This window comes from Lentzea sp. NPDC051208 (assembly GCF_040682435.1).
In the GTDB taxonomy this organism is placed as follows: domain Bacteria; phylum Actinomycetota; class Actinomycetes; order Mycobacteriales; family Pseudonocardiaceae; genus Lentzea; species Lentzea kristufekii.
This window is the reverse complement of record NZ_JBFBAW010000011.1, coordinates 114,913-132,751: the sequence shown is the minus strand read 5'-3', so window position 1 is coordinate 132,751 and position 17,839 is coordinate 114,913. Positions and strand designations below refer to the sequence as shown.

Below are 17,839 nucleotides of genomic sequence, written 5' to 3'. Positions count from 1 at the left end.
TCATTGCGCGGCAGCCTTACACGCTCCCCCCACCAGCACAACAACATTCAGCGACTCCACATTGGAATCACAAGACGAACCCAACCAAACGAAGCCCAGACGAGGAGGACGAGCGAAACGAAGACCGGCGAGGGTCGCGAAACGAAGCCCCGGCTGGCAGGTCAAGCGAAACGAGGCCCTGGCTGGTGGGTCGAGCGAAGCGAAGACCCGGCGGGGGTCCGGGGGCGCAGCGCCCCGGCTGGGGTCTGGGGGCTCGGCCCCCAGAAAACACCACGGGCGAGGTACGGTCCGCGCTTTCCGCAGACATACCTCGCCCGAAGGTCGTGCCCCCGGTGCGACTCGAACGCACACTGGACGGATTTTGAGTCCGCTGCCTCTGCCGATTGGGCTACGGGGGCGTAGCAGGGTGAACTGTAGCGGATCACCCCAGCGAGTTTCTTGTGGGGACCCCTACGACTTGACGAGCCTGCCGATCGCCGCCGAGGCCTCTGCCAGCTTCTCCTCGGCCACGGCACCGCCTTCCGCCGCGGCCTGCGCGACACAATGCTTGAGGTGCTCGTCGAGCAAGCCCAGCGACACCGCTTGCAGCGCCTTCGTGGCGGCGGAGATCTGGGTGAGGACGTCGATGCAGTATTCGTCGTTCTCGACCATGCGCTGGAGACCGCGGATCTGTCCCTCGATGCGGCGCAGTCGCTTGAGGTATGCGTCCTTGTCGGCGGTGTACCCGTGCATCGGCCCCTGACCTTCCCTACCCCTGGCGGGTATGTCGAGGATACCTGCACCGGATGGGGGTGCGTTATGTCCGGCGCTGCTCCGTCAGCTGGAATGGGGAAGCGTCCGGCAAGCCCAGCAACGGGTCGAAGTGAGACGACTAGCAGCACATTTTGGACCCATAACACCCGTGTGGTTTACCGGGTAAATGCCCCGACCGGGGGGTCGGGGTCACATTTTAGCTGCGAAAGGTTCGCCGTTTTTCGTCGTGTGTACTACGGTGTTGTCGAAGCACGTGGTTACGTCGAGGATCCGCGTGCTATGTGAGTACCCAACGGAGGAACAGTGGCACAGCAGACCGTCGTCCAACTCATCGACGACCTCGACGGCGGAGAAGCCGACGAGACCGTGACCTTCGCACTTGACGGTGTCGAGTACGCCATCGACCTGTCGAAGGGAAATGCGGAGCGGCTTCGCGAGTCGCTGGCGGACTTCGTCGGCAAGGCTCGTCGTGCAGGTGGCCGCAAGCAGCGCAAGGGCACCGGCAAGTCCACGGTCAAGGCCACCGACAAGGCTGAGGCGCAGCGCATTCGTGACTGGGCTCGCGCGCAGGGGCACCAGATCTCGGACCGCGGTCGCATTCCGCAGAACCTGGTCGTGCAGTTCCAGGAAGCGCACGCCTCCTGACCTGCGCGGACACGCGAGGTTTCCACACGTCGGCCGGTTCGCCGGCCGACGTGTTAACCCGAAAGACCCAGCACATACCGGTTCGTTCACACCATCCCCGGAACGCGGGATCAACGGCCTGGAAAGTGCGCTCCGAACAGCCGTGACACGGCAGTGGCCTTGACCGCTGTCTCCTCGAATTCCTCGTCAGGGTCGGACAGCGAGATCACCGCTCCACCCACACCGAAACTCACCCGGTCGCCGTTGCCGACCAGCGTTCGGATGACGATGCTGAAGTCGGCTGCTCCGTTGAGCGAGAAGTAACCGAGCGCTCCCGAGTACACCCCGCGTGGACCGGCTTCCAACCCATCAAGGATCTGCATGGTCCGGATCTTCGGGGCACCGGTCATGGAACCTCCGGGAAACGCGGCTCGAACACATCGGACGGCAGAACTGTCCGGCCGAAGTCGAGCCCTCACGGTGCTCACCAATTGGTGTACGGTCGCGTAGGTCTCGACCTCGAACAACCGCGTCACCTCGACGGAACCCACTTCCGCGCACGTGCCGAGATCGTTGCGGACGAGGTCCACGATCATCAGGTTCTCCGCGCGGTCCTTGACAGATCGCGCCAACGTTGTGCGCAACATCTCGTCCTCGAGCGCATCTACACCTCGGGGCCGCGTCCCCTTGATCGGCGATGACTCCACGACGCCATCTCGGTCCACCCTGATAAATCGTTCGGGTGACGTGCTGAGCACGGAGAGGTCACCGAAACGCAGCAACGCCCCGAACGGAACGGGATTAGCTGCACGAAGCAGCCGATATGTGTCCCACGGGTCGAGCGACGCGCGCCACGACATCATGTTCGTCAGACACACCTCGTACGTCTCCCCCGCCGTGATCGCTTCCTGGCAGGCACTGATCAGCTTCAGGTAGTGCGCGCGCGGATGGCGCAACGTGACGTCGGAGACGACAGGCCGTGAAGGTTCGGCCAATGGTGTCAACCGGGTCAGAACCGCCGAAACCTGGTCGAACCAGCCGTCATCGGACAGCGACAGCAAATAGACGCAATCGTCGGCGTGATCGATGACGACGGCGCGGTCCGCGAAGACGAACGACGCGTCCGGTTGTTCCGCGCGGTGTGCGAAGTCGCCACCGCACTCCGCCTTCAGCTCGTAGCCGAGGTATCCGACCCATCCCAGGGCGAAATCGAACGGGACGTCCGGCTGCTCGACGCCCTGCGACGCGAGATCGTCGTCCAGCCAGGAGAAGAAAGAAGGACAGGGACGCGGTGTGCCGTCGAGCGTGAGCACCTGGTCCTGCACCGAGTACTGCGCGACGCGCGCCAGAGGCCCCGAAGCGTCTCCCATGAAGGAGAACCGTCCGCCGACCCCGCTGTCCAGCCAGAACGCAGCCTCAGAAGCTCCGTGGAGCGCCGCGAAGGCCTCCTCCGCGCGCACGGCCACGGGGAGCTTCCGGACGTGCACAGGGCGCTTCTGAGGCGTCGGGCGAACCAGCACCGGTTCCGGCACGGCGGCGGTTCTCGTCGGGGTGAGCGCGGCGAAGTTCGCGAGCATCTCGCGGCCGAAGGCCGTGCAGATCGACTCGGGGTGGAACTGCACGCCCCACGCGGGCCGGTCGAGAGCGCGAACACCCATCAGCACCGAGTCGTCGCTCCACGCGATCGCCTCCAACGAGGAAGGCAGATCCGTGACCGCCAGCGAGTGGTAGCGCACGACGTCGAACGGCGAGGGCAGTCCCGCGAACACGTCGACGCCCGTGTGCGTGACCGGAGAGACGATCCCGTGGCGTGGCACGGGCGCGGGCCCCACGACGGCGCCGTACGACAGGCACAACCCCTGGTGCCCGAGGCACACGCCCAGCAACGGGATCTCGGCGTGGTCGATCACCGCGCGGCAGAGGCCGAAGTCGGCGGGGTTGCCGGGCCGGCCGGGGCCGGGCGAGATCACCACGTGGTCGAACGACCGCAGTGAGGACAGCCGGAAGCGCGGGTCGTCGTTGTGGACGACCACGGGCTCGGCGCCGTTCACCTCAGCCAGGTGCTGGAAGAGGTTGAACGTGAACGAGTCGTAGTTGTCGATGAGCAGAGTCCGCATTGCAGGACGGCACTCTACCTGGCAAAACACCCGAAAAGAGCAACGAGAGAGGGCGGCCACAAATCGTGACCGCCCTCGACCCGCGATGTGATCTCAGCTGCCGAGCAGGAACTTCGGGTCAGCCGCGAGCGCCGCCAGTTCCGGCGCGAAGAACGGCTGCCTGTCCAGGACCGGATACCCGGCGTGGGGGTATTCCTCCTCCTGCACGACCGTCACCGTCCAGCCGTTGGCCGCCGGGTAGGACGCCCAGGTGGCGTCGTGCTGGCCGGGGGTCGTGGAAGAAACGACCCCGACCTGCTTTCCGGCGACGTCGTAGACCTTGCAGCCGGCGCCGGCGCCGCCCTTGAACCGCGTGACGAGCGCACAGGGTTCGACCGGGTCGTTCGGGTTCGGCGTGGTCACGGTGACGGTCAGCCGGCCGACCTTGCCGTCCTTGCGCACCGGCACGTAGGCCGTGTACTGCCAGATCTCGGGCGACTCACCCTTGTCGCTCGAGATCTGCGCCTGGGCGCGGAGCATGCCGCCGTGCATGGTGGGATCCGTGTACTTCAGATCGGGCGCCTCGTACCCGGCCGGCACGGACGCCTTGGCCAGCTCCAGCAACTGCGTGCCGCGGTCGGCCTGCGGACCGTTGGTGGCCGTCCGGTCGGACTGCCCGACCGGCCACTTCTCGCCCCACTGCGTGTCCGGCAGGCCGGGGTGGGAACTGCTGCTCTGCCCCGCTCCCACCACGTAGTCCTTCGTGCCCTGCGGGTTCAGCGCGAACGCCGACCCGAGCCCGACACCGACCACGAGCACCGCGACCGCGGCCCCCGTGACGGACGCACGCCGCTTGGAACGGGCTTTGTGCGCCCGGTCGAGCGCGGTGCCCGGATCCATCGAGGGCGGCGGGCTGCTCGCCACCACCACGTCCTCAAAAGCTCGCTTCAGGTCCTGTTCGTTCATCGAACCCTCTCCTGCTCTGAGAGCAGGCCGCGCAGCGTCTGCAGCCCCCGCGCGGCCTGGCTCTTCACGGTTCCTTCCGAACACTTGAGGACGACGGCCGTCTGTTCGACGGACATGTCCTCCCAGTACCGCAGCACGAGGCACGCACGCTGCTTCGGAGGCACCTTCGCCAGAGCCTCCAGCAGCACCATCCGTTCCTCGGGGTGGACGCCGGGCGGAGCGGCCGAGTCCGCCACGTCGTCCGTCGCCGACTCGAACCGGAACCACCCGCGCCGTCGCTCGGACAGGAACGTCCGCACCAGGATCTGCCTGGTGTAGGCGTCCAGCGACTCGTGCCGCTCGATCCGTCTCCAAGCCAGGTACAGCTTGGTGAAGGCCTGCTGCACTAGGTCTTCCGCGCGATGCCAGTCGCCGCACAGCAGGTATGCCGTGCCACGCATGGCGTCGGAACGGGCCGCGAAGTACTCCTGGAACGCGGCGTCCCGATCACTCATCAGGTCTCCCCCTGTCTGCGGTGCCGGGTTAGTCACGCCACGTGGGGCCTGGCGGGTTGCACGAGTTCTCGAAACGCATACTGATGAGGTGATTTTCCTTTTGCTCCTCGGCGTCCCGGTCGCCTTGGGCCATCTGTACCTGTGGCGGCGGCTGGTCGTGGACACGACGCAACCCCGCACGCTCGGGCGCCGCATCGGCGCGGTGGCGATCGTCGGTGCGTTCCTGATGCTGATGAGCGCGCTGGTCGTGACGCGCAGGGTGCCACCGGAGTACGGGAAATTCTTCGCCTGGCCCGGGTTCATCTGGCTCGCGGTGCTCTTCTACCTGGCCATCGCGCTCGGCGTCGCGGAGGTGCCGCGCCGGATCCTGCTCAGGCGCGCCACGCTCGCGCCGGTGCCCGTCGCCGCCGGTCCCGCGCCCGCCGAGCCGGTCGAGATCGTGCCGGACCCGTCGCGGCGGCTGTTCATCTCGCGCTCGGTGGCGATCGGGTCCGGCATCGCGGCGGGCGGGGTCGTCGGCTACGGCATGACGCAGGCGCTGGGCGCCCCGCAGCTGCTCAACGTGCCGGTGACGCTGGACAAGCTGCGGCCGTCGCTGTCGGGCTTCCGGATCGCGGTCGTGAGCGACATCCACCTCGGACCGCTGCTCGGGCGTTCGCACACCGAGCGGATCGTGCGGATGATCAACGAGCAGGAGGCGGACGTCGTCGCGATCGTCGGCGACCTGGTGGACGGCACCGTGGCCGAGCTGGGTGAGGCCGCGGCACCGTTGCGGGACCTGGTGTCCAAGCACGGCAGTTTCTTCGTCACGGGCAACCACGAGTACTTCTCCGGTCACGAACAGTGGATCGCGGAGCTCGACAGGCTCGGCGTGAACCCGTTGCGCAACGAGGGTTTGACGGTCGCCGGCGGCATCGAGGTCGTGGGTGTGAACGACGTCACCGGCAAGTCTTACAACGACGGACCGGACTTCGACCGCGCCCTCACGGGACGTGATCGCAACAACCCCGTAGTCCTGTTGTCACACCAGCCCGTGCAGGTGGCAGACGCGTCTTCACGCGGCGTCGACCTCCAGTTGTCCGGTCATACACACGGCGGACAGATGGTCCCGTTCAACTTCCTTGTGCCGCTGCAGCAACCCAGCACCGCCGGGCTGTCGAAGGTGGACGGCACCTGGCTCTACACCAGTCGTGGCGCGGGTTTCTGGGGTCCGCCGGTGCGCGTGGGCGCTCCTCCGGACATCACGATGATCGAGCTGCGTTCTGCTGGGTAAATCACACTCGCCTGGACTGGCTTGCGCAATTGCGGTGTCCAGGCCGTAGAGTGGACGGCCGTGCCCGCGTACGGAACGCGAGGCGGATGAAGGGGGACCCCTGGGGAAATGACCGAGAGCTTCGCCGTTGATCGGCGCAACGAGGCAGAGGCTCGTATTCGGCGTTTCCTGGACCAGGAGAACCCGTCGACACCATGTCTGGTGATCGACCTCGAGACGATTCGCGCGCGCTACCAGGCGATTCGCGCGGCACTGCCGTCCATCGACATCTTCTACGCGGTGAAGTCGAACCCGGAGTCCGACGTGGTCGGCACGCTGGTCGCGGAGGGTTCGCACTTCGACGTGGCGTCACCCGCGGAGATCGACCTGTGCCTGGCGCGCGGTGCCGAGCCGTCGTCGATCTCCTACAGCAACCCCATCAAGAAGGCCGCCGACATCGCGTACGCGTACTCGCGTGGCGTGCGGATGTTCGTGTCGGACAGCGAGCAGGACGTCCGTTTCGTCGCTTCCCACGCGCCCGGTTCGTCGGTGCTGGTGCGGATCCTCGTCCACAGCAAGGGTTCCACCTACCCGTTCGGCAACAAGTTCGGTTGCGATCCGGAGATGGCGACGGATCTCTTGCGGCTGGCGCACGAACTGGGACTCGTTCCTCTCGGCGTCGCGTTCCACGCGGGCTCTCAGCAGCTGTCCGTCGAGGGCTGGGACTCCGGCATCGCCGACGCGGCCCTGATCGCCGCGAAGCTGCGCGCGGAAGGCATCGAGACGTCGACGGTGAACCTCGGCGGTGGCCTTCCGGCCGTCTACCAGGAGGCCACGCCGTCCCTGGAGGCCTTCGCCACCGCCATCGAGGCTTCGGTCGCGCGGCACTTCGGCGCCGCACGCCCGAGGGTGATGATCGAGCCGGGCCGGGCGATCTCCGCCGAGGCGGGGATGATCCGCTCCTCCGTCGTGCTGGTGTCACGGAAGTCCTATTCGGACGAACGCCGCTGGGTGTACGTCGACATCGGCCGCTACCAGGGCCTCGCCGAGACCGAGGGCGAGGCGATCGCGTACCGGCTGCGGACCTCGCGCGACGGTGGCCCGGTGGGTCCCATCGTGCTGGCCGGCCCGACGTGCGACGCGGACGACGTCATCTACCAGCACACCCGTTACGACCTGCCGCTCGACCTGCAGGCGGGCGATCACGTGGACATCCTCCACGCGGGCGCCTACACCTCCTCCTATTCGTCCGTGTGCTTCAACGGCTTCCCGCCGTTGGCCACGTACTGCATCTAAGCCCGTCTGCAATTCACATAGTTTGGAGTGATTGATGTCCGAAGCGCCCTGTCAGACCGAGGAGACCGTCGGTTTGTTCGCGGGACAGCACGTACTTGCAGAGCTTTCGGGCGTGAGTGCCGATCTGCTCGACGACGAGCAGTTCCTCAAGCACGCCCTCGGTGAGGTTCTCACGCAGGCCGACGCAACCGTTCTGGAGGTGATCTCCAAGAAGTTCGATCCCCAAGGAGTCACCGTGCTCGCCCTGCTGTCGGAGTCCCATGCGTCGATCCACACCTACCCCGAGGTGGGTTCGGTGTTCGTCGACGTCTTCACCTGCGGTACTCGTGCGAAACCCGCGCTGGCCGTCCAGCTACTCGCTGACGCTCTGGGCGCTGCTCACGTGAGCACGGACCTCGTCACTCGTGGCGTCAAGGAGCATGTCGCGTGAACACGATCAACGAGCCGCTCGCCGATGGCATGACCCGCCACTGGCAGGTGGACGAGGTGCTGGTCGATACCAAGACCGACTTCCAGCACCTGGTGATCGCCCGTACGGCGCAGGGCGTGTCGCTGTTCTGCGACAACGACCGGCAGTCGACGGAGTTCAGCCAGCTGACCTACCACGAGGCCCTGATGGTGCCGGCGCTGCTGCTGGCCGACACCGTCGAGCGCGTGCTGGTCATCGGCTCCTCCGAGGGCGTCGTGTGCCAGATGGCCGTCCAGCACGGTGCGACGGTCGTCGACCACATCGACATCGACGAGCAGGCCGTCAAGCTGTGCGCGGAGCACCTGCCGTACGGCTACACGTCCGAGGAGCTGGCCGAGGCGGAGAAGGGTTCCGGCCCCATCCGCGTGCAGTACATCGACGGGTTCGAGTACATCCGCACGACGTCGGAGAAGTACGACATCGTGCTGGTGGACCTGCCCGACGAGCGTGAGGAGGAGGCGCAGCACAACCGCCTGTACGGCGCGGACTTCCTGCGCATGTGCAAGGCCCTGCTGCGTCCCGGCGGCGTCGTCGTCAACCAGTCCGGTTGCCAGACGATGTGGCGCAACACCACGCTGATCCGCTCCTGGCAGCGGTTCAACGAGGTGTTCGACACCGTCGCCTACTACGGCTCGGACGAGCACGAGTGGGCGTACCTGTTCGGTCGCGCGGACGTCGTCGAGGACCCGACCGGCCTCATGGTCGAGCGGCTGAAAACGGCCGGGTACCAGCCGGAGTCGATCGACGACCTGGCGCTGCTGGGCAACAGCATCCCGCCCTACCGGGTGCGGCAGTCGCTGGCCTGATCGCAGGCTTGGAGAAAGGGGCGCCTCCCGTTGCGGGAGGCGCCCCTTTCGCTGTTCCCGGCTCAGACGAGCGACTGCTTGAGGAACTCGACCTGCAGCAGGAGGAGGTTCTCCGCCACCTGTTCCTGCGGGGTCATGTGCGTGACGCCCGAGAGCGGCAGCACGGTGTGCGGGCGGCCGGCGGCGAGCAGGGCGTTGGACAGGCGCAGGGTGTGGGCGGCCACCACGTTGTCGTCGGCCAGGCCGTGGATGATCATCAACGGGCGGGAGAGCTTGTCCGCGTCGGCGATGAGCGAGTTCGAGTCGTAGACCTCGGGCCTGTCGTCCGGGTGGCCCAGGTAGCGCTCGGTGTAGTGGGTGTCGTAGAGGCGCCAGTCGGTCACCGGGGCGCCGGCGATGCCCGCGTGGAAGACGTCCGGGCGGCGCAGGACGGCCAGGGCGCTCAGGTAGCCGCCGTAGGACCAGCCCCGGATCGCCACTCGGGTGAGGTCGAGGTCCGGTTCGAGCGCGGCGGCCGCGTGGAGGGCGTCGACCTGGTCCTCCAGGGTGGCGCCGGCGAAGTCGAACGCGATCGCGCGCTCCCAGGCGAGGCCCCGGCCCGGCGTGCCGCGGCCGTCGGCGACGAGGACCGCGAAGCCCTGGTCCGCCAGCCACTGCGAGGCCAGGAAGGCGTTCTGGGCCGACAGGACGCGCTGGGCGTGCGGGCCGCCGTACGGGTCCATCAGCACCGGGAGCTTGGTGCCCGGGACGTGACCGGTGGGCAGCAGGAGCGCGGCGCGGATGGAACGTTCGCCGAGGGTCAGCATGCGCGGAGATGCCTTGAGCACCGGCGTGTCCGCCCACGACTCGATGACGTGGTCACCGACCCGCACCCGTGCGCCGAACCAGTCCAAAGTGGCCGACACGAGGACAACCGTGTCATCGCCCCGAACCGCGGAGTGCACACCGTCCTCCGAGGACAGTCGCTCGACGCCGTCGCCGACCGAGTAGACGTGCACCTGCGTCGGGTCGCCGGCTTCGGAGGCGGCCACGAGGATCGAGTCGTCGGCGATGTCGAGCACCCGGCGCACCTGCAGGCCCGAGGTCAGGACCTCGTCGCCCACCCGGAGCGCGTACTCGTCGCCCTCCCCCACGATCCGCACGAGACGGCCGTCCGGAGTCCACGCCGGAGCGCCGTCGCTGACCTCGAGCCACGTCGGGTCGGTCTCGACCGCGAGCTCGGTGACGGCGCCGGTCTCGGGGGACAACGTGTAGATCCGGCGGGTGCGCTGGTCACGGGTCTGCGTCGTGATCAGCGGGGCGCCGCCGGACGACCAGTGCACGTCGTTGAGGTAGTCGAATTCCAGCAGCACCGGGACGAAGGTGGTGTCGAGCGACACCACGTGCAGCGACACCGCGGCGTTGGCCGTACCCGCCGCCGGGTAGGCGATCTCGGTGGCGGCGGTGCCGGGGTTCGCCGGGTCTGCGATGTACCAGCGCTGCACCGGAGCGTTGTTCACGCGCGCGGCGATGAGGCGGTTGCCGTTCGGCTCCCACCAGTAGCCGCGGTAGCGCGACATCTCCTCGGCCGCGATGAACTCGGCGAGACCGAACGTCACGTCGTCGCCGTCCGGCTCGGCGACGGCGTAGTCCTCACCGGAGCCCAGCTCGACCACGCGCAGGGTGCCGTTCGTGACGTACGCCACCCGCCGCCCGGTCGGGTCGACGCGCGGGTCGACGACGCCACCCCGGGTAGGCAGCTCACGAGCGGTACCGCTCACCAGGTCGGCCACGAACAGGCGGCCGGACAGCGCGAACGAGGCCACCGAAGCGTCGCGGGAGAGTGCGTAACCGACGATGCCCGCACCGGACTCACGCGTGCGCTCGCGGCGTGCCTTCTCCTCCGCCGGCAGGTCCTCCGGATCGGACAGCAGCGTCGCCGGATCGACGAGCAGCCGTTCGACGCCGGTGGTCGTGTTCAGCTCCCAGAGCCCGTTCGCACGGCTTGTGGCCGTGGCCGGGCGCAGGAAGAAGACACGTGCGCCGTCCGCCGACACCGCGAAGGTCCTCGGTGCGCCGACGGTGAACCGCTGGGTGCGCGCCTGTTGGCGCGGGAAGGAGATGTCGTTGCCCACGCTCCAACATTAACCCGCGCACGCGCGGCGCACGGGCGCTGTGACGTGCACTGCCTCTGACGACGGGCGCTGCCGAGCCGTCCGTGGGAGGCACGGCAGGACACCCGGCACGCCGCCGAGTGGACGCGGGCCAGGCTGCCTGTCGAGGCTGCGGCGAGGCGCATACACGCCGCCGGAGGACACCGCGGCAGGCCGCCCGTGGGAGGCGTGGAAGACCGCCGACACGTCCACGGAGGGATTGCTGGACATCGCGGCTCCGCGGTCGACACCGAAGCGCCGACCGCTGCGGCGAACACGAGCCTCCGGCAGCCACGACGAACGCCAGAACTCCGGCCGAGGCCACCGCGGCGAGCCGAAACTTCGAACACCACCGCGCGCATCCCCGCCGCCGAACGCCAAACCCCGCGACACCTGCCGACCGCGGACCCGCGACCCGTCCCGAGACGAACCGCGCCACGCCGCCGCGCGCCCCACCGCGTCCGCTACCCCACGCGACTCTTCGGAGGCAGCGGGACGAAGCCGCTGGTGCGCCGCACGTACTCGGCATAGCCGGGACGACGCGACACGATGTCCTTCTCCAGCAACGGTTTGCCGCTGCCCTTCGCGAGCAGCCACGTCATGACCACCGGACCGATGATCGTGAGCGCGGTGAGCCACGACTGCAACGCGAACAGGTACAGGCCCCACCACACGACGGAGTCACCGAAGTAGTTCGGATGCCTTGTGTAGCGCCACAAACCGCGGTCCATCACGGCGCCCTTGTTCGCCGGGTCCGCCCGGAACCGGGAGAGCTGCCAGTCACCCACGGCCTCGAAGACGAAGCCGACCGTCCACACGCCAGTGCCCAGCCAATCTAGCACTCCGAACGGGGCCGAAAGGTGCTGCGCGGCCTGGACGGGCAGCGACACGATCCACATCAGCACGGCCTGAAGCAGGTAGACGCCGTACATCCGCAGGCGTGGATTTCCCTTGGCTCGCCTCATGATGTTCTGATAGCGCGGATCTTCGTCCTTGCCGCGGTTGCGCGAGTGGATGTGCACGCCCAGGCGTACGCCCCACACCACGGTGAGAGCGGTGACCACCCACTGCCGAGTGGGTTCGCCTTCCGCGAACAGCAACGTGATCACCGCGATCACGGCGAAGCCAGGGCCCCACACCGAGTCGACCAGGTCGTAGCGCTTGCGGGAGTCCGCGTACAGGAACAGGCCGCTGAGCAGTGCCGGCACCACGACGAAGCTGATCAGGAAGCTCACCGGGCCACCAGCTCACGACGCACGCGTGGCATGCCGCTGCGGCCGCTCTCGCTCCTGCGCACCGCGAGGATCTGATCCACCCCCATCCGGCCCTCCTCGAACGTCAGCGCGCCGCCCGCGAGGTACAGCCGCCACACGCGCGCCTGGCCCTCGCCGACCAGGGCGACGACCTCGTCCCAGCGCTCTTCGAGAGTCTGTCCCCACGCCCGTACGGTCCACACGTAGTGCTCGCGCAACGCATGCACGTCACGGATCTCCAGGCCGGCGTCTTCGAGAAAACCAGTCGTGGCACTGACCGGCCGCATGTGCATGTCCGGCGCGACGTACGACTCGATGAACGCCCCACCGCCCGGTGCGTTGCGTCCGCGCGACATCTGCTGCAGCAGCAGGCGGCCCTCCGGCTTGAGCAGCCGGTGCAGCGTCGAGGCGTACTCGGGGTAGTTGCTCTCGCCGACGTGCTCGCCCATCTCGATCGTGGAGATCGCGTCGAACGGCTCGTCGCGCACCTCGCGGTAGTCCTGCAACCGCACCTCGACCCGGCCGGTCAGTCCTTCGGCCTCGATCCGGCCGAGGATGTGCGCGCGCTGCTGGGCGGAGATCGTCACCCCGGTCGCGCGCACGCCGTAGTGCTTGGCGGCGTGGATGATCATCGAACCCCACCCGCAGCCGACGTCCAGCAGGCGCATGCCCGGCTCCAGGCCGAGCTTGCGGCACACGAGGTCCAGCTTGTTGTGCTGCGCCTGCGCGAGCGGCTCGTCGTCGGACGTGAAGTACGCGCACGAGTAGGCCATGCTCGGGTCGAGCACGAGCCGGTAGAAGTCGTTGCTCAGATCGTAGTGGTGCGAAATGGCGTCACGGTCGCGGCTCTTCGTGTGCAGCGCCCCTTTCAGCCGGGCTTCCTCCTTCGGCGCGTCCGGGTTGGGCCCCAGGACCTTCAACCGCCACGCGAGCTTCGCGACCTCCGAGAGCCGGGGCCGCCGGGTGACACCCCGCCGCACGAGTCCCCAGATCTGCGAGAGACCGGTGGCGAGATCGCCCTCGACGTCGAGCTCCCCGCTCACGTACGCGCGGGCGAGCCCCAGTTCGTTCGGACTCCAGACGAGCCGCCGCAACGCGTCGCGGGAGCGGATCACGAGCACCGTGCCGTCCTGCGGTCCGGCCACACTTCCGTCCCAGGCCCGAAATCCGATCGGCAACGGTGCACCCAGCACTCGTTCGGCCATTCCTGCCAGCTGACCTGCGACGACCACCCTGCACCTCCTGTGTGACCTGGCTCCGCCAGACGTTCGAGACGGGACGAGGTTCGGTTCGTTTCTGAACCGAGACGCAACCCCGGCCGTATGGCCTGGATAGAGCGAACGGATGGACGAGGAGGACATGAGTGTGATCCGACGTAACCGCATTGCCATCGGGCTCGCCGCGGGACTGGCAGTTGTGCTGGGTCTGGGTGTCTGGAGCGCCACTGGCAGTGGCACGAACTCCAAGCCGGTGGCACAAACCGAAACCGACCTGGGCGTCCTCGGTGACTACGGCGACGTGGGTCAGCCCCCGGTACTCCAGGAGCCCGCGCAGGCCCCCGAAGCCCCTGTACAGCAGCAGGCCCCGGAAGTTCCGGCCGCGCAGCCCCCTGCGGCGCAACCCCCGGCAGCAGCCCCGGTCAGCACGTTGAAGCTGGTCGGCAAGCCCGTCGACAAGATGGGCCTCGTGGTCCAGGACGGCGACGGCCGCACCCTTTACCGCTTCGACAAGGACACCCCGAAGCCCGAAGGCAAGTCGAACTGCAACAACCAGTGCGCCGTGACGTGGCCGCCGCTGATCGCGGACACGATCCCGCAGGTCGAAGGCGTCGACGCGAAGCTCGTCTCGCTGATCACGCGCGCTGACGGCAAGAAGCAGGTCGCCATCGACGGCTGGGCCCTTTACACCTACTCGCAGGACCCGAAGCCGGGCGCGTGGAAGGGCCAGGGCGTTGGTGGCACCTGGTTCGTCATCCAGCCCGACGGCAAGCGCAACGTGGAGTGCCTGCCCCCTGGTGTCACGGCCCCCGCTGCGTAACCCCACAGCATCCCTTTAGGACGGTCCATCTGAAACACACATCACCCTGACACGGTGAAACCCCGGCCCTGGGGAAGGGGCCGGGGTTCCCGTCGTTTCGCTCTCGGGTCACCAACGCAAAGGGCGCCACCGGTTTTCGGTGGCGCCCCTCGTCGTTCAGCGTCAGAGCGTGGAGTACAGCGGGTGCTTCGCCGCCAGCACCTCGACGCGCGCACGCAGCTCGTCGATCGCCGCGTCCGGCTTCAGGGCCTCCGCGATCACGTCGGCGACCTCGGTGAAGTCCACCTCGCCGAACCCTCGGGTCGCGAGCGCCGGCGTACCGATCCGCAGGCCGGACGTGACCATCGGCGGGCGCGGGTCGTTCGGAACGGCGTTGCGGTTGACCGTGATGCCGATCTGGTGCAGCACGTCCTCGGCCTGCTTGCCGTCCAGTTCGGAGTTCACCAGGTCGACGAGGACCAGGTGCACGTCCGTGCCCCCGGTCAGCACCTTCACGCCGGCCGCCGCGACGTCCGCCTGCGACAGGCGCTCGGCCAGGATCCGCGCGCCCTCGAGCGTGCGGCGCTGGCGGTCCGCGAACTCCGGCGAGGCGGCGTGCTTGAACGCCACCGCCTTGGCCGCGATCACGTGCTCCAGCGGGCCGCCCTGCTGGCCGGGGAACACCGCCGAGTTGATCTTCTTGGCGATGTCGGCGTCGTTCGACAGGATCACGCCGCCACGGGGACCGCCGAGGGTCTTGTGCGTCGTGGTCGTCGTGACGTGCGCGTGCGGCACGGGCGACGGGTGCAGGTCGGCGGCGACGAGGCCGGCGAAGTGCGCCATGTCGACCATCAGGTACGCCTCGACCGAGTCCGCGATGCGGCGGAACTCGGCGAAGTCCAGCTGGCGCGGGTAGGCGGACCAGCCGGCGACGATCAGCTTCGGCCGGTGCTCCTGCGCCAGGCGCTCGACCTCGGCCATGTCGACGCGACCGTCGGAGTCCGCGACGTGGTACGGCACGACGTTGTAGAGCTTGCCGGAGAAGTTGATGCGCATGCCGTGCGTCAGGTGGCCGCCGTGCGCGAGGTCCAGGCCCAGGATCGTGTCGCCGGGCTGGAGCAGAGCGAACATCGCGGCCGCGTTGGCCTGCGCGCCCGAGTGCGGCTGGACGTTCGCGAAACCGGCGCCGAAGAGCGACTTGATGCGCTCGATGGCGAGGCGCTCGACGACGTCCACGTGCTCGCAGCCGCCGTAGTAGCGGCGGCCGGGGTAGCCCTCCGCGTACTTGTTGGTCAGGACGGAGCCCTGGGCCTGCAGCACCGAGACGGGCGTGAAGTTCTCCGAGGCGATCATCTCGAGCGTGCCCTGCTGGCGTGCCAGCTCGGCCGCAACGGCCTCGGCCACCTCGGGGTCGTACTCCGCGAGGGAGGCGTTGAACTGGTCGGACATCTGGAGGATCTCCCTACTTGGCGCGCTTGTAGAACGGAAGTGCGACGACCTCGACCGGCTGCTTCTTGCCGCGGACGTCCACCAGCAGTGAGGTGCCGGGCTCGGCACTGTCCTTCGACACGTAGGCCATGGCGACGGAGTAGCCGAGGGTCGGGGACAGCGCGCCCGACGTCACCTCGCCCACGACCTCGTCGCCGTCGAGCACCGCGTAGCCGTGGCGCGGGGCGCGGCGCTCGGGCGTCTTCAGTCCGACGAGGACCGAGTCCACCCCAGACTCGGCGACCTTGGTCAGCGCCTCGCGGCCCACGAAGTCGCCGGGCTTGTCGAGCTTCACCACGCGGCCCAGGTTCGCGTTGTACGGCGTCAGCGACGTCGTGAGTTCGTTGCCGTACAACGGCATCCCGGCTTCGAGACGCAACGTGTCGCGGCAGCCGAGACCGCACGGCTTGAGCTCGTGCGCCTCGCCCGCGGACAGCAACGCGGCCCAGACCGCGGGCGCGTCGGCGGGCGCGACGAAGAGCTCGAAGCCCTCCTCGCCGGTGTACCCGGTGCGGGCGAGCAGCGCGTCGACACCGGCCACGGTGGACGGGTACGAGGCGTAGTACTTGACCGCCGACAGGTCGGTCTCGGTCAGGCCGGAGAGGATCTCGACCGACTTCGGGCCCTGGATCGCGATCAGCGCGTAGTCCGTCGAGGCGTCCGTGACGACGGTGTCGAACCCGGCGGCGCGCTCGACCAGGGCCTCGGCGACGACCAGAGCGTTCGAGGCGTTCGCGACGACCATGAACTCCTCGTCGCCCAGGCGGTACACGATCAGGTCGTCGATCACGCCGCCGTCGGCCTGGGTGATCATCGTGTAGCGCGCCTTGCCGACGGCGAGTGCCGAGATGTGGCCGACCAGCGCGTAGTCGAGGGCCTCACCGGCCTGCGGTCCGGTCAGGACGATCTCACCCATGTGCGTGAGGTCGAACAGGCCCGCGGTCGTGCGCACCGCGTGGTGCTCCGCCAGCTCGGACGAGTAGCGCAGCGGCATCCGCCAGCCCGCGAAGTCGGTGAACATCGCGCCGAGCTGCTCGTGCTCGGCGTTCAGAGGCGTGAGGCGGGACATCAGAACGGTCCTCCAGGGTGCGCCGAAGAGCCGGACGCGGCCGGCTGAGGCATCAGAAGAATGACACGGTCCATCGGAGACTCCTCACTAGAGCGAGCCTCCCCCTCTGTCATGAGCCTGAGAGCTTCACCGCGCGGAGCGCGGCTTGCACCGTGGGCGAGGCTGCTGATGAGCCTGCTTTCCAGAGTTGCCTTCGTCGCGCGGTACCTGTGCCTGAGAGATTCCGGGGAGGGATTGCTCCTTCGGCGCCCGCCCGAGGTGATCAAAATCTCGAGGGGTCTCTTCCGCGCGACATCGACGGCCGTGTTCAGTTGTCAGCCCCAGACGCTAGCAGGCCAAACGTCACAGCGGGACGCCCTGAGCAGTCTTCTCGACCACCTTGCGCTCCGCCCAGAAGGACAGGAACGGGATCGTGCCGGCGAGCAGCACCAGCGCGGTGCCCTTGATCGACCAGCGCAGCTTCAGCGCCAGGTCGACCGAAATCACCAGGTAGATGGCGTAGAGGAAGCCGTGGATCGGGCCGACGACCTTCATCGCGCCGTCCATGTCCGCGGCGTACTTGAGCACCATGGCCACGACCAGGAGCAACAGGAAGACTCCGACCACGTAAGCCATGACCCTGAACCGGGTCAACGCACCCTTCATCTGCCCGCCTTCGCTCAACGACCGTCCCGCGCGTTGAGGTCCGCGAGCATGCGGTTGTAGGCCGCGAGCTCCGCGTCTTCTTCGTCGTCGAAGTGCTCGACAGGCGCGGGTTTGACGGCGTCAACGGTAGCCACCGGTGCGGGAGCGGGCGCAACCGGCTCCGGTGCGAGATCCGCGTCACGGTTCTGGCGCGCCAAACGGCGGAAACGCCACACCATGAAGAGGGGGAAGAGGCCGAAGAGCGGCCACTGGAGCACGTAACCGAGGTTCTGGAACGTGCCGCTGGCGGACTCGAAGCGCTGCCACTGCCACCACGCGAGCCCGCAACAGGCGACCAGCGCCGCCAGACAGGCGAACGCGATCAGCACACGCTGGGGAGTAAGGAGGCCGCGCACGACCTCCACACTACAAGTTGGAGATTGGGTGGGGCCTCCTGGGCGGAGGCCGACCCGTTGGGGGTCCGGGGGGCTTGCCCCCCGG

Annotated in this window: 17 protein-coding genes, 1 tRNA gene and 2 riboswitches; of the genes, 6 read left to right on the top strand and 12 right to left on the bottom strand. The window is 68.1% G+C overall.

The genetic code is table 11. The features are described from left to right. Nucleotides 1-324: 324 nt before the first annotated feature. Both AB0M48_RS26385 and AB0M48_RS26380 read right to left on the bottom strand, forming a co-directional pair. Nucleotides 325-398: transfer RNA gene (locus tag AB0M48_RS26385), tRNA-Leu, on the bottom strand. A 52-nt stretch (nucleotides 399-450) separates the two neighbouring features. Continuing rightward, entirely contained in the window at nucleotides 451-732 is a 282-nt protein-coding gene (locus AB0M48_RS26380; protein ID WP_090067635.1) for a metal-sensitive transcriptional regulator, read from the bottom strand. A gap of 324 nt (nucleotides 733-1,056) precedes the next feature. Here AB0M48_RS26380 and AB0M48_RS26375 point away from each other — a divergent pair, with 324 nt between their 5' ends. Beyond that, the gene (locus AB0M48_RS26375; RefSeq protein ID WP_030476951.1) at nucleotides 1,057-1,398 is read left to right on the top strand and encodes an Lsr2 family protein; all 342 of its coding nucleotides are present in this window, start codon (nucleotides 1,057-1,059) and stop codon (nucleotides 1,396-1,398) included. A gap of 110 nt (nucleotides 1,399-1,508) precedes the next feature. On the opposite strand, the gene pabB is transcribed toward AB0M48_RS26375, so the two are convergent. From pabB to AB0M48_RS26360, 3 genes are all read right to left on the bottom strand, one after another. After that, nucleotides 1,509-3,494 carry an aminodeoxychorismate synthase component I gene (pabB, locus tag AB0M48_RS26370; protein ID WP_363846789.1) on the bottom strand — a complete coding sequence of 662 codons (1,986 nt, stop codon included), beginning with the start codon at nucleotides 3,492-3,494 and terminating at the stop codon, nucleotides 1,509-1,511. A 93-nt stretch (nucleotides 3,495-3,587) separates the two neighbouring features. Further along, nucleotides 3,588-4,439, bottom strand: a complete 852-nt coding sequence (locus tag AB0M48_RS26365) for a hypothetical protein (protein ID WP_363846787.1) — start codon at nucleotides 4,437-4,439, stop codon at nucleotides 3,588-3,590. Further along, entirely contained in the window at nucleotides 4,436-4,933 is a 498-nt protein-coding gene (locus AB0M48_RS26360; RefSeq protein ID WP_363846785.1) for a SigE family RNA polymerase sigma factor, read from the bottom strand. Before AB0M48_RS26360 ends, AB0M48_RS26365 begins: the two co-directional genes overlap by 4 nt. Before the next feature lie 88 nt (nucleotides 4,934-5,021). Between AB0M48_RS26360 and AB0M48_RS26355 the strand changes: the two genes are divergently transcribed. The 4 genes from AB0M48_RS26355 (at nucleotide 5,022) to AB0M48_RS26340 (ending at nucleotide 8,756) form a co-directional block, all read left to right on the top strand. Then, the gene (locus AB0M48_RS26355) at nucleotides 5,022-6,206 is read left to right on the top strand and encodes a metallophosphoesterase (protein WP_363846783.1); all 1,185 of its coding nucleotides are present in this window, start codon (nucleotides 5,022-5,024) and stop codon (nucleotides 6,204-6,206) included. Nucleotides 6,207-6,314: 108 nt separating this feature from the next. Further along, nucleotides 6,315-7,481: a type III PLP-dependent enzyme gene (locus tag AB0M48_RS26350; protein WP_030476956.1), complete on the top strand. Its 1,167-nt coding sequence runs from the start codon at nucleotides 6,315-6,317 to the stop codon at nucleotides 7,479-7,481. Between the two features lie 34 nt (nucleotides 7,482-7,515). Continuing rightward, nucleotides 7,516-7,911, top strand: coding sequence for an adenosylmethionine decarboxylase (speD, locus tag AB0M48_RS26345; RefSeq protein ID WP_030476957.1), 396 nt, complete (start codon nucleotides 7,516-7,518; stop codon nucleotides 7,909-7,911). A 29-nt stretch (nucleotides 7,912-7,940) separates the two neighbouring features. Then, nucleotides 7,941-8,756, top strand: a complete 816-nt coding sequence (locus AB0M48_RS26340) for a spermidine synthase (protein WP_363847153.1) — start codon at nucleotides 7,941-7,943, stop codon at nucleotides 8,754-8,756. A gap of 62 nt (nucleotides 8,757-8,818) precedes the next feature. Here the strand turns inward: AB0M48_RS26340 and AB0M48_RS26335 are convergent, their stop codons facing one another. The 3 genes from AB0M48_RS26335 to AB0M48_RS26325 all read right to left on the bottom strand — a co-directional run bounded on the left by AB0M48_RS26335 (nucleotide 8,819) and on the right by AB0M48_RS26325 (nucleotide 13,346). Beyond that, entirely contained in the window at nucleotides 8,819-10,870 is a 2,052-nt protein-coding gene (locus tag AB0M48_RS26335; protein ID WP_363846781.1) for a prolyl oligopeptidase family serine peptidase, read from the bottom strand. A gap of 482 nt (nucleotides 10,871-11,352) precedes the next feature. After that, nucleotides 11,353-12,123 (bottom strand): DUF1295 domain-containing protein, encoded by a 771-nt coding sequence (locus tag AB0M48_RS26330; protein WP_363846779.1) that lies wholly within the window; start codon nucleotides 12,121-12,123, stop codon nucleotides 11,353-11,355. After that, a complete protein-coding gene (locus AB0M48_RS26325) occupies nucleotides 12,120-13,346 on the bottom strand; it encodes a cyclopropane-fatty-acyl-phospholipid synthase family protein (RefSeq protein WP_363847151.1) in 1,227 nt (408 codons plus the stop codon). Before AB0M48_RS26325 ends, AB0M48_RS26330 begins: the two co-directional genes overlap by 4 nt. 160 nt (nucleotides 13,347-13,506) lie before the next feature. Here AB0M48_RS26325 and AB0M48_RS26320 point away from each other — a divergent pair, with 160 nt between their 5' ends. After that, nucleotides 13,507-14,178 (top strand): hypothetical protein, encoded by a 672-nt coding sequence (locus tag AB0M48_RS26320; RefSeq protein WP_363846777.1) that lies wholly within the window; start codon nucleotides 13,507-13,509, stop codon nucleotides 14,176-14,178. Between the two features lie 162 nt (nucleotides 14,179-14,340). Here the strand turns inward: AB0M48_RS26320 and glyA are convergent, their stop codons facing one another. The 4 genes from glyA to AB0M48_RS26300 all read right to left on the bottom strand — a co-directional run bounded on the left by glyA (nucleotide 14,341) and on the right by AB0M48_RS26300 (nucleotide 17,727). Then, complete coding sequence (gene glyA / locus AB0M48_RS26315) at nucleotides 14,341-15,606, bottom strand: serine hydroxymethyltransferase (RefSeq protein WP_363846775.1); 1,266 nt, start codon at nucleotides 15,604-15,606, stop codon at nucleotides 14,341-14,343. A gap of 13 nt (nucleotides 15,607-15,619) precedes the next feature. Beyond that, nucleotides 15,620-16,714, bottom strand: coding sequence for a glycine cleavage system aminomethyltransferase GcvT (gcvT, locus tag AB0M48_RS26310; RefSeq protein WP_363846773.1), 1,095 nt, complete (start codon nucleotides 16,712-16,714; stop codon nucleotides 15,620-15,622). 96 nt (nucleotides 16,715-16,810) lie between these two features. After that, nucleotides 16,811-16,905, bottom strand: a riboswitch (glycine riboswitch). Next, a riboswitch (glycine riboswitch) is annotated at nucleotides 16,906-17,011 on the bottom strand. A gap of 45 nt (nucleotides 17,012-17,056) precedes the next feature. Then, nucleotides 17,057-17,359 carry a DUF3817 domain-containing protein gene (locus tag AB0M48_RS26305; protein WP_030476965.1) on the bottom strand — a complete coding sequence of 101 codons (303 nt, stop codon included), beginning with the start codon at nucleotides 17,357-17,359 and terminating at the stop codon, nucleotides 17,057-17,059. Between the two features lie 14 nt (nucleotides 17,360-17,373). Next, nucleotides 17,374-17,727 (bottom strand): hypothetical protein, encoded by a 354-nt coding sequence (locus tag AB0M48_RS26300; protein ID WP_363846770.1) that lies wholly within the window; start codon nucleotides 17,725-17,727, stop codon nucleotides 17,374-17,376. Nucleotides 17,728-17,839: the final 112 nt, after the last annotated feature.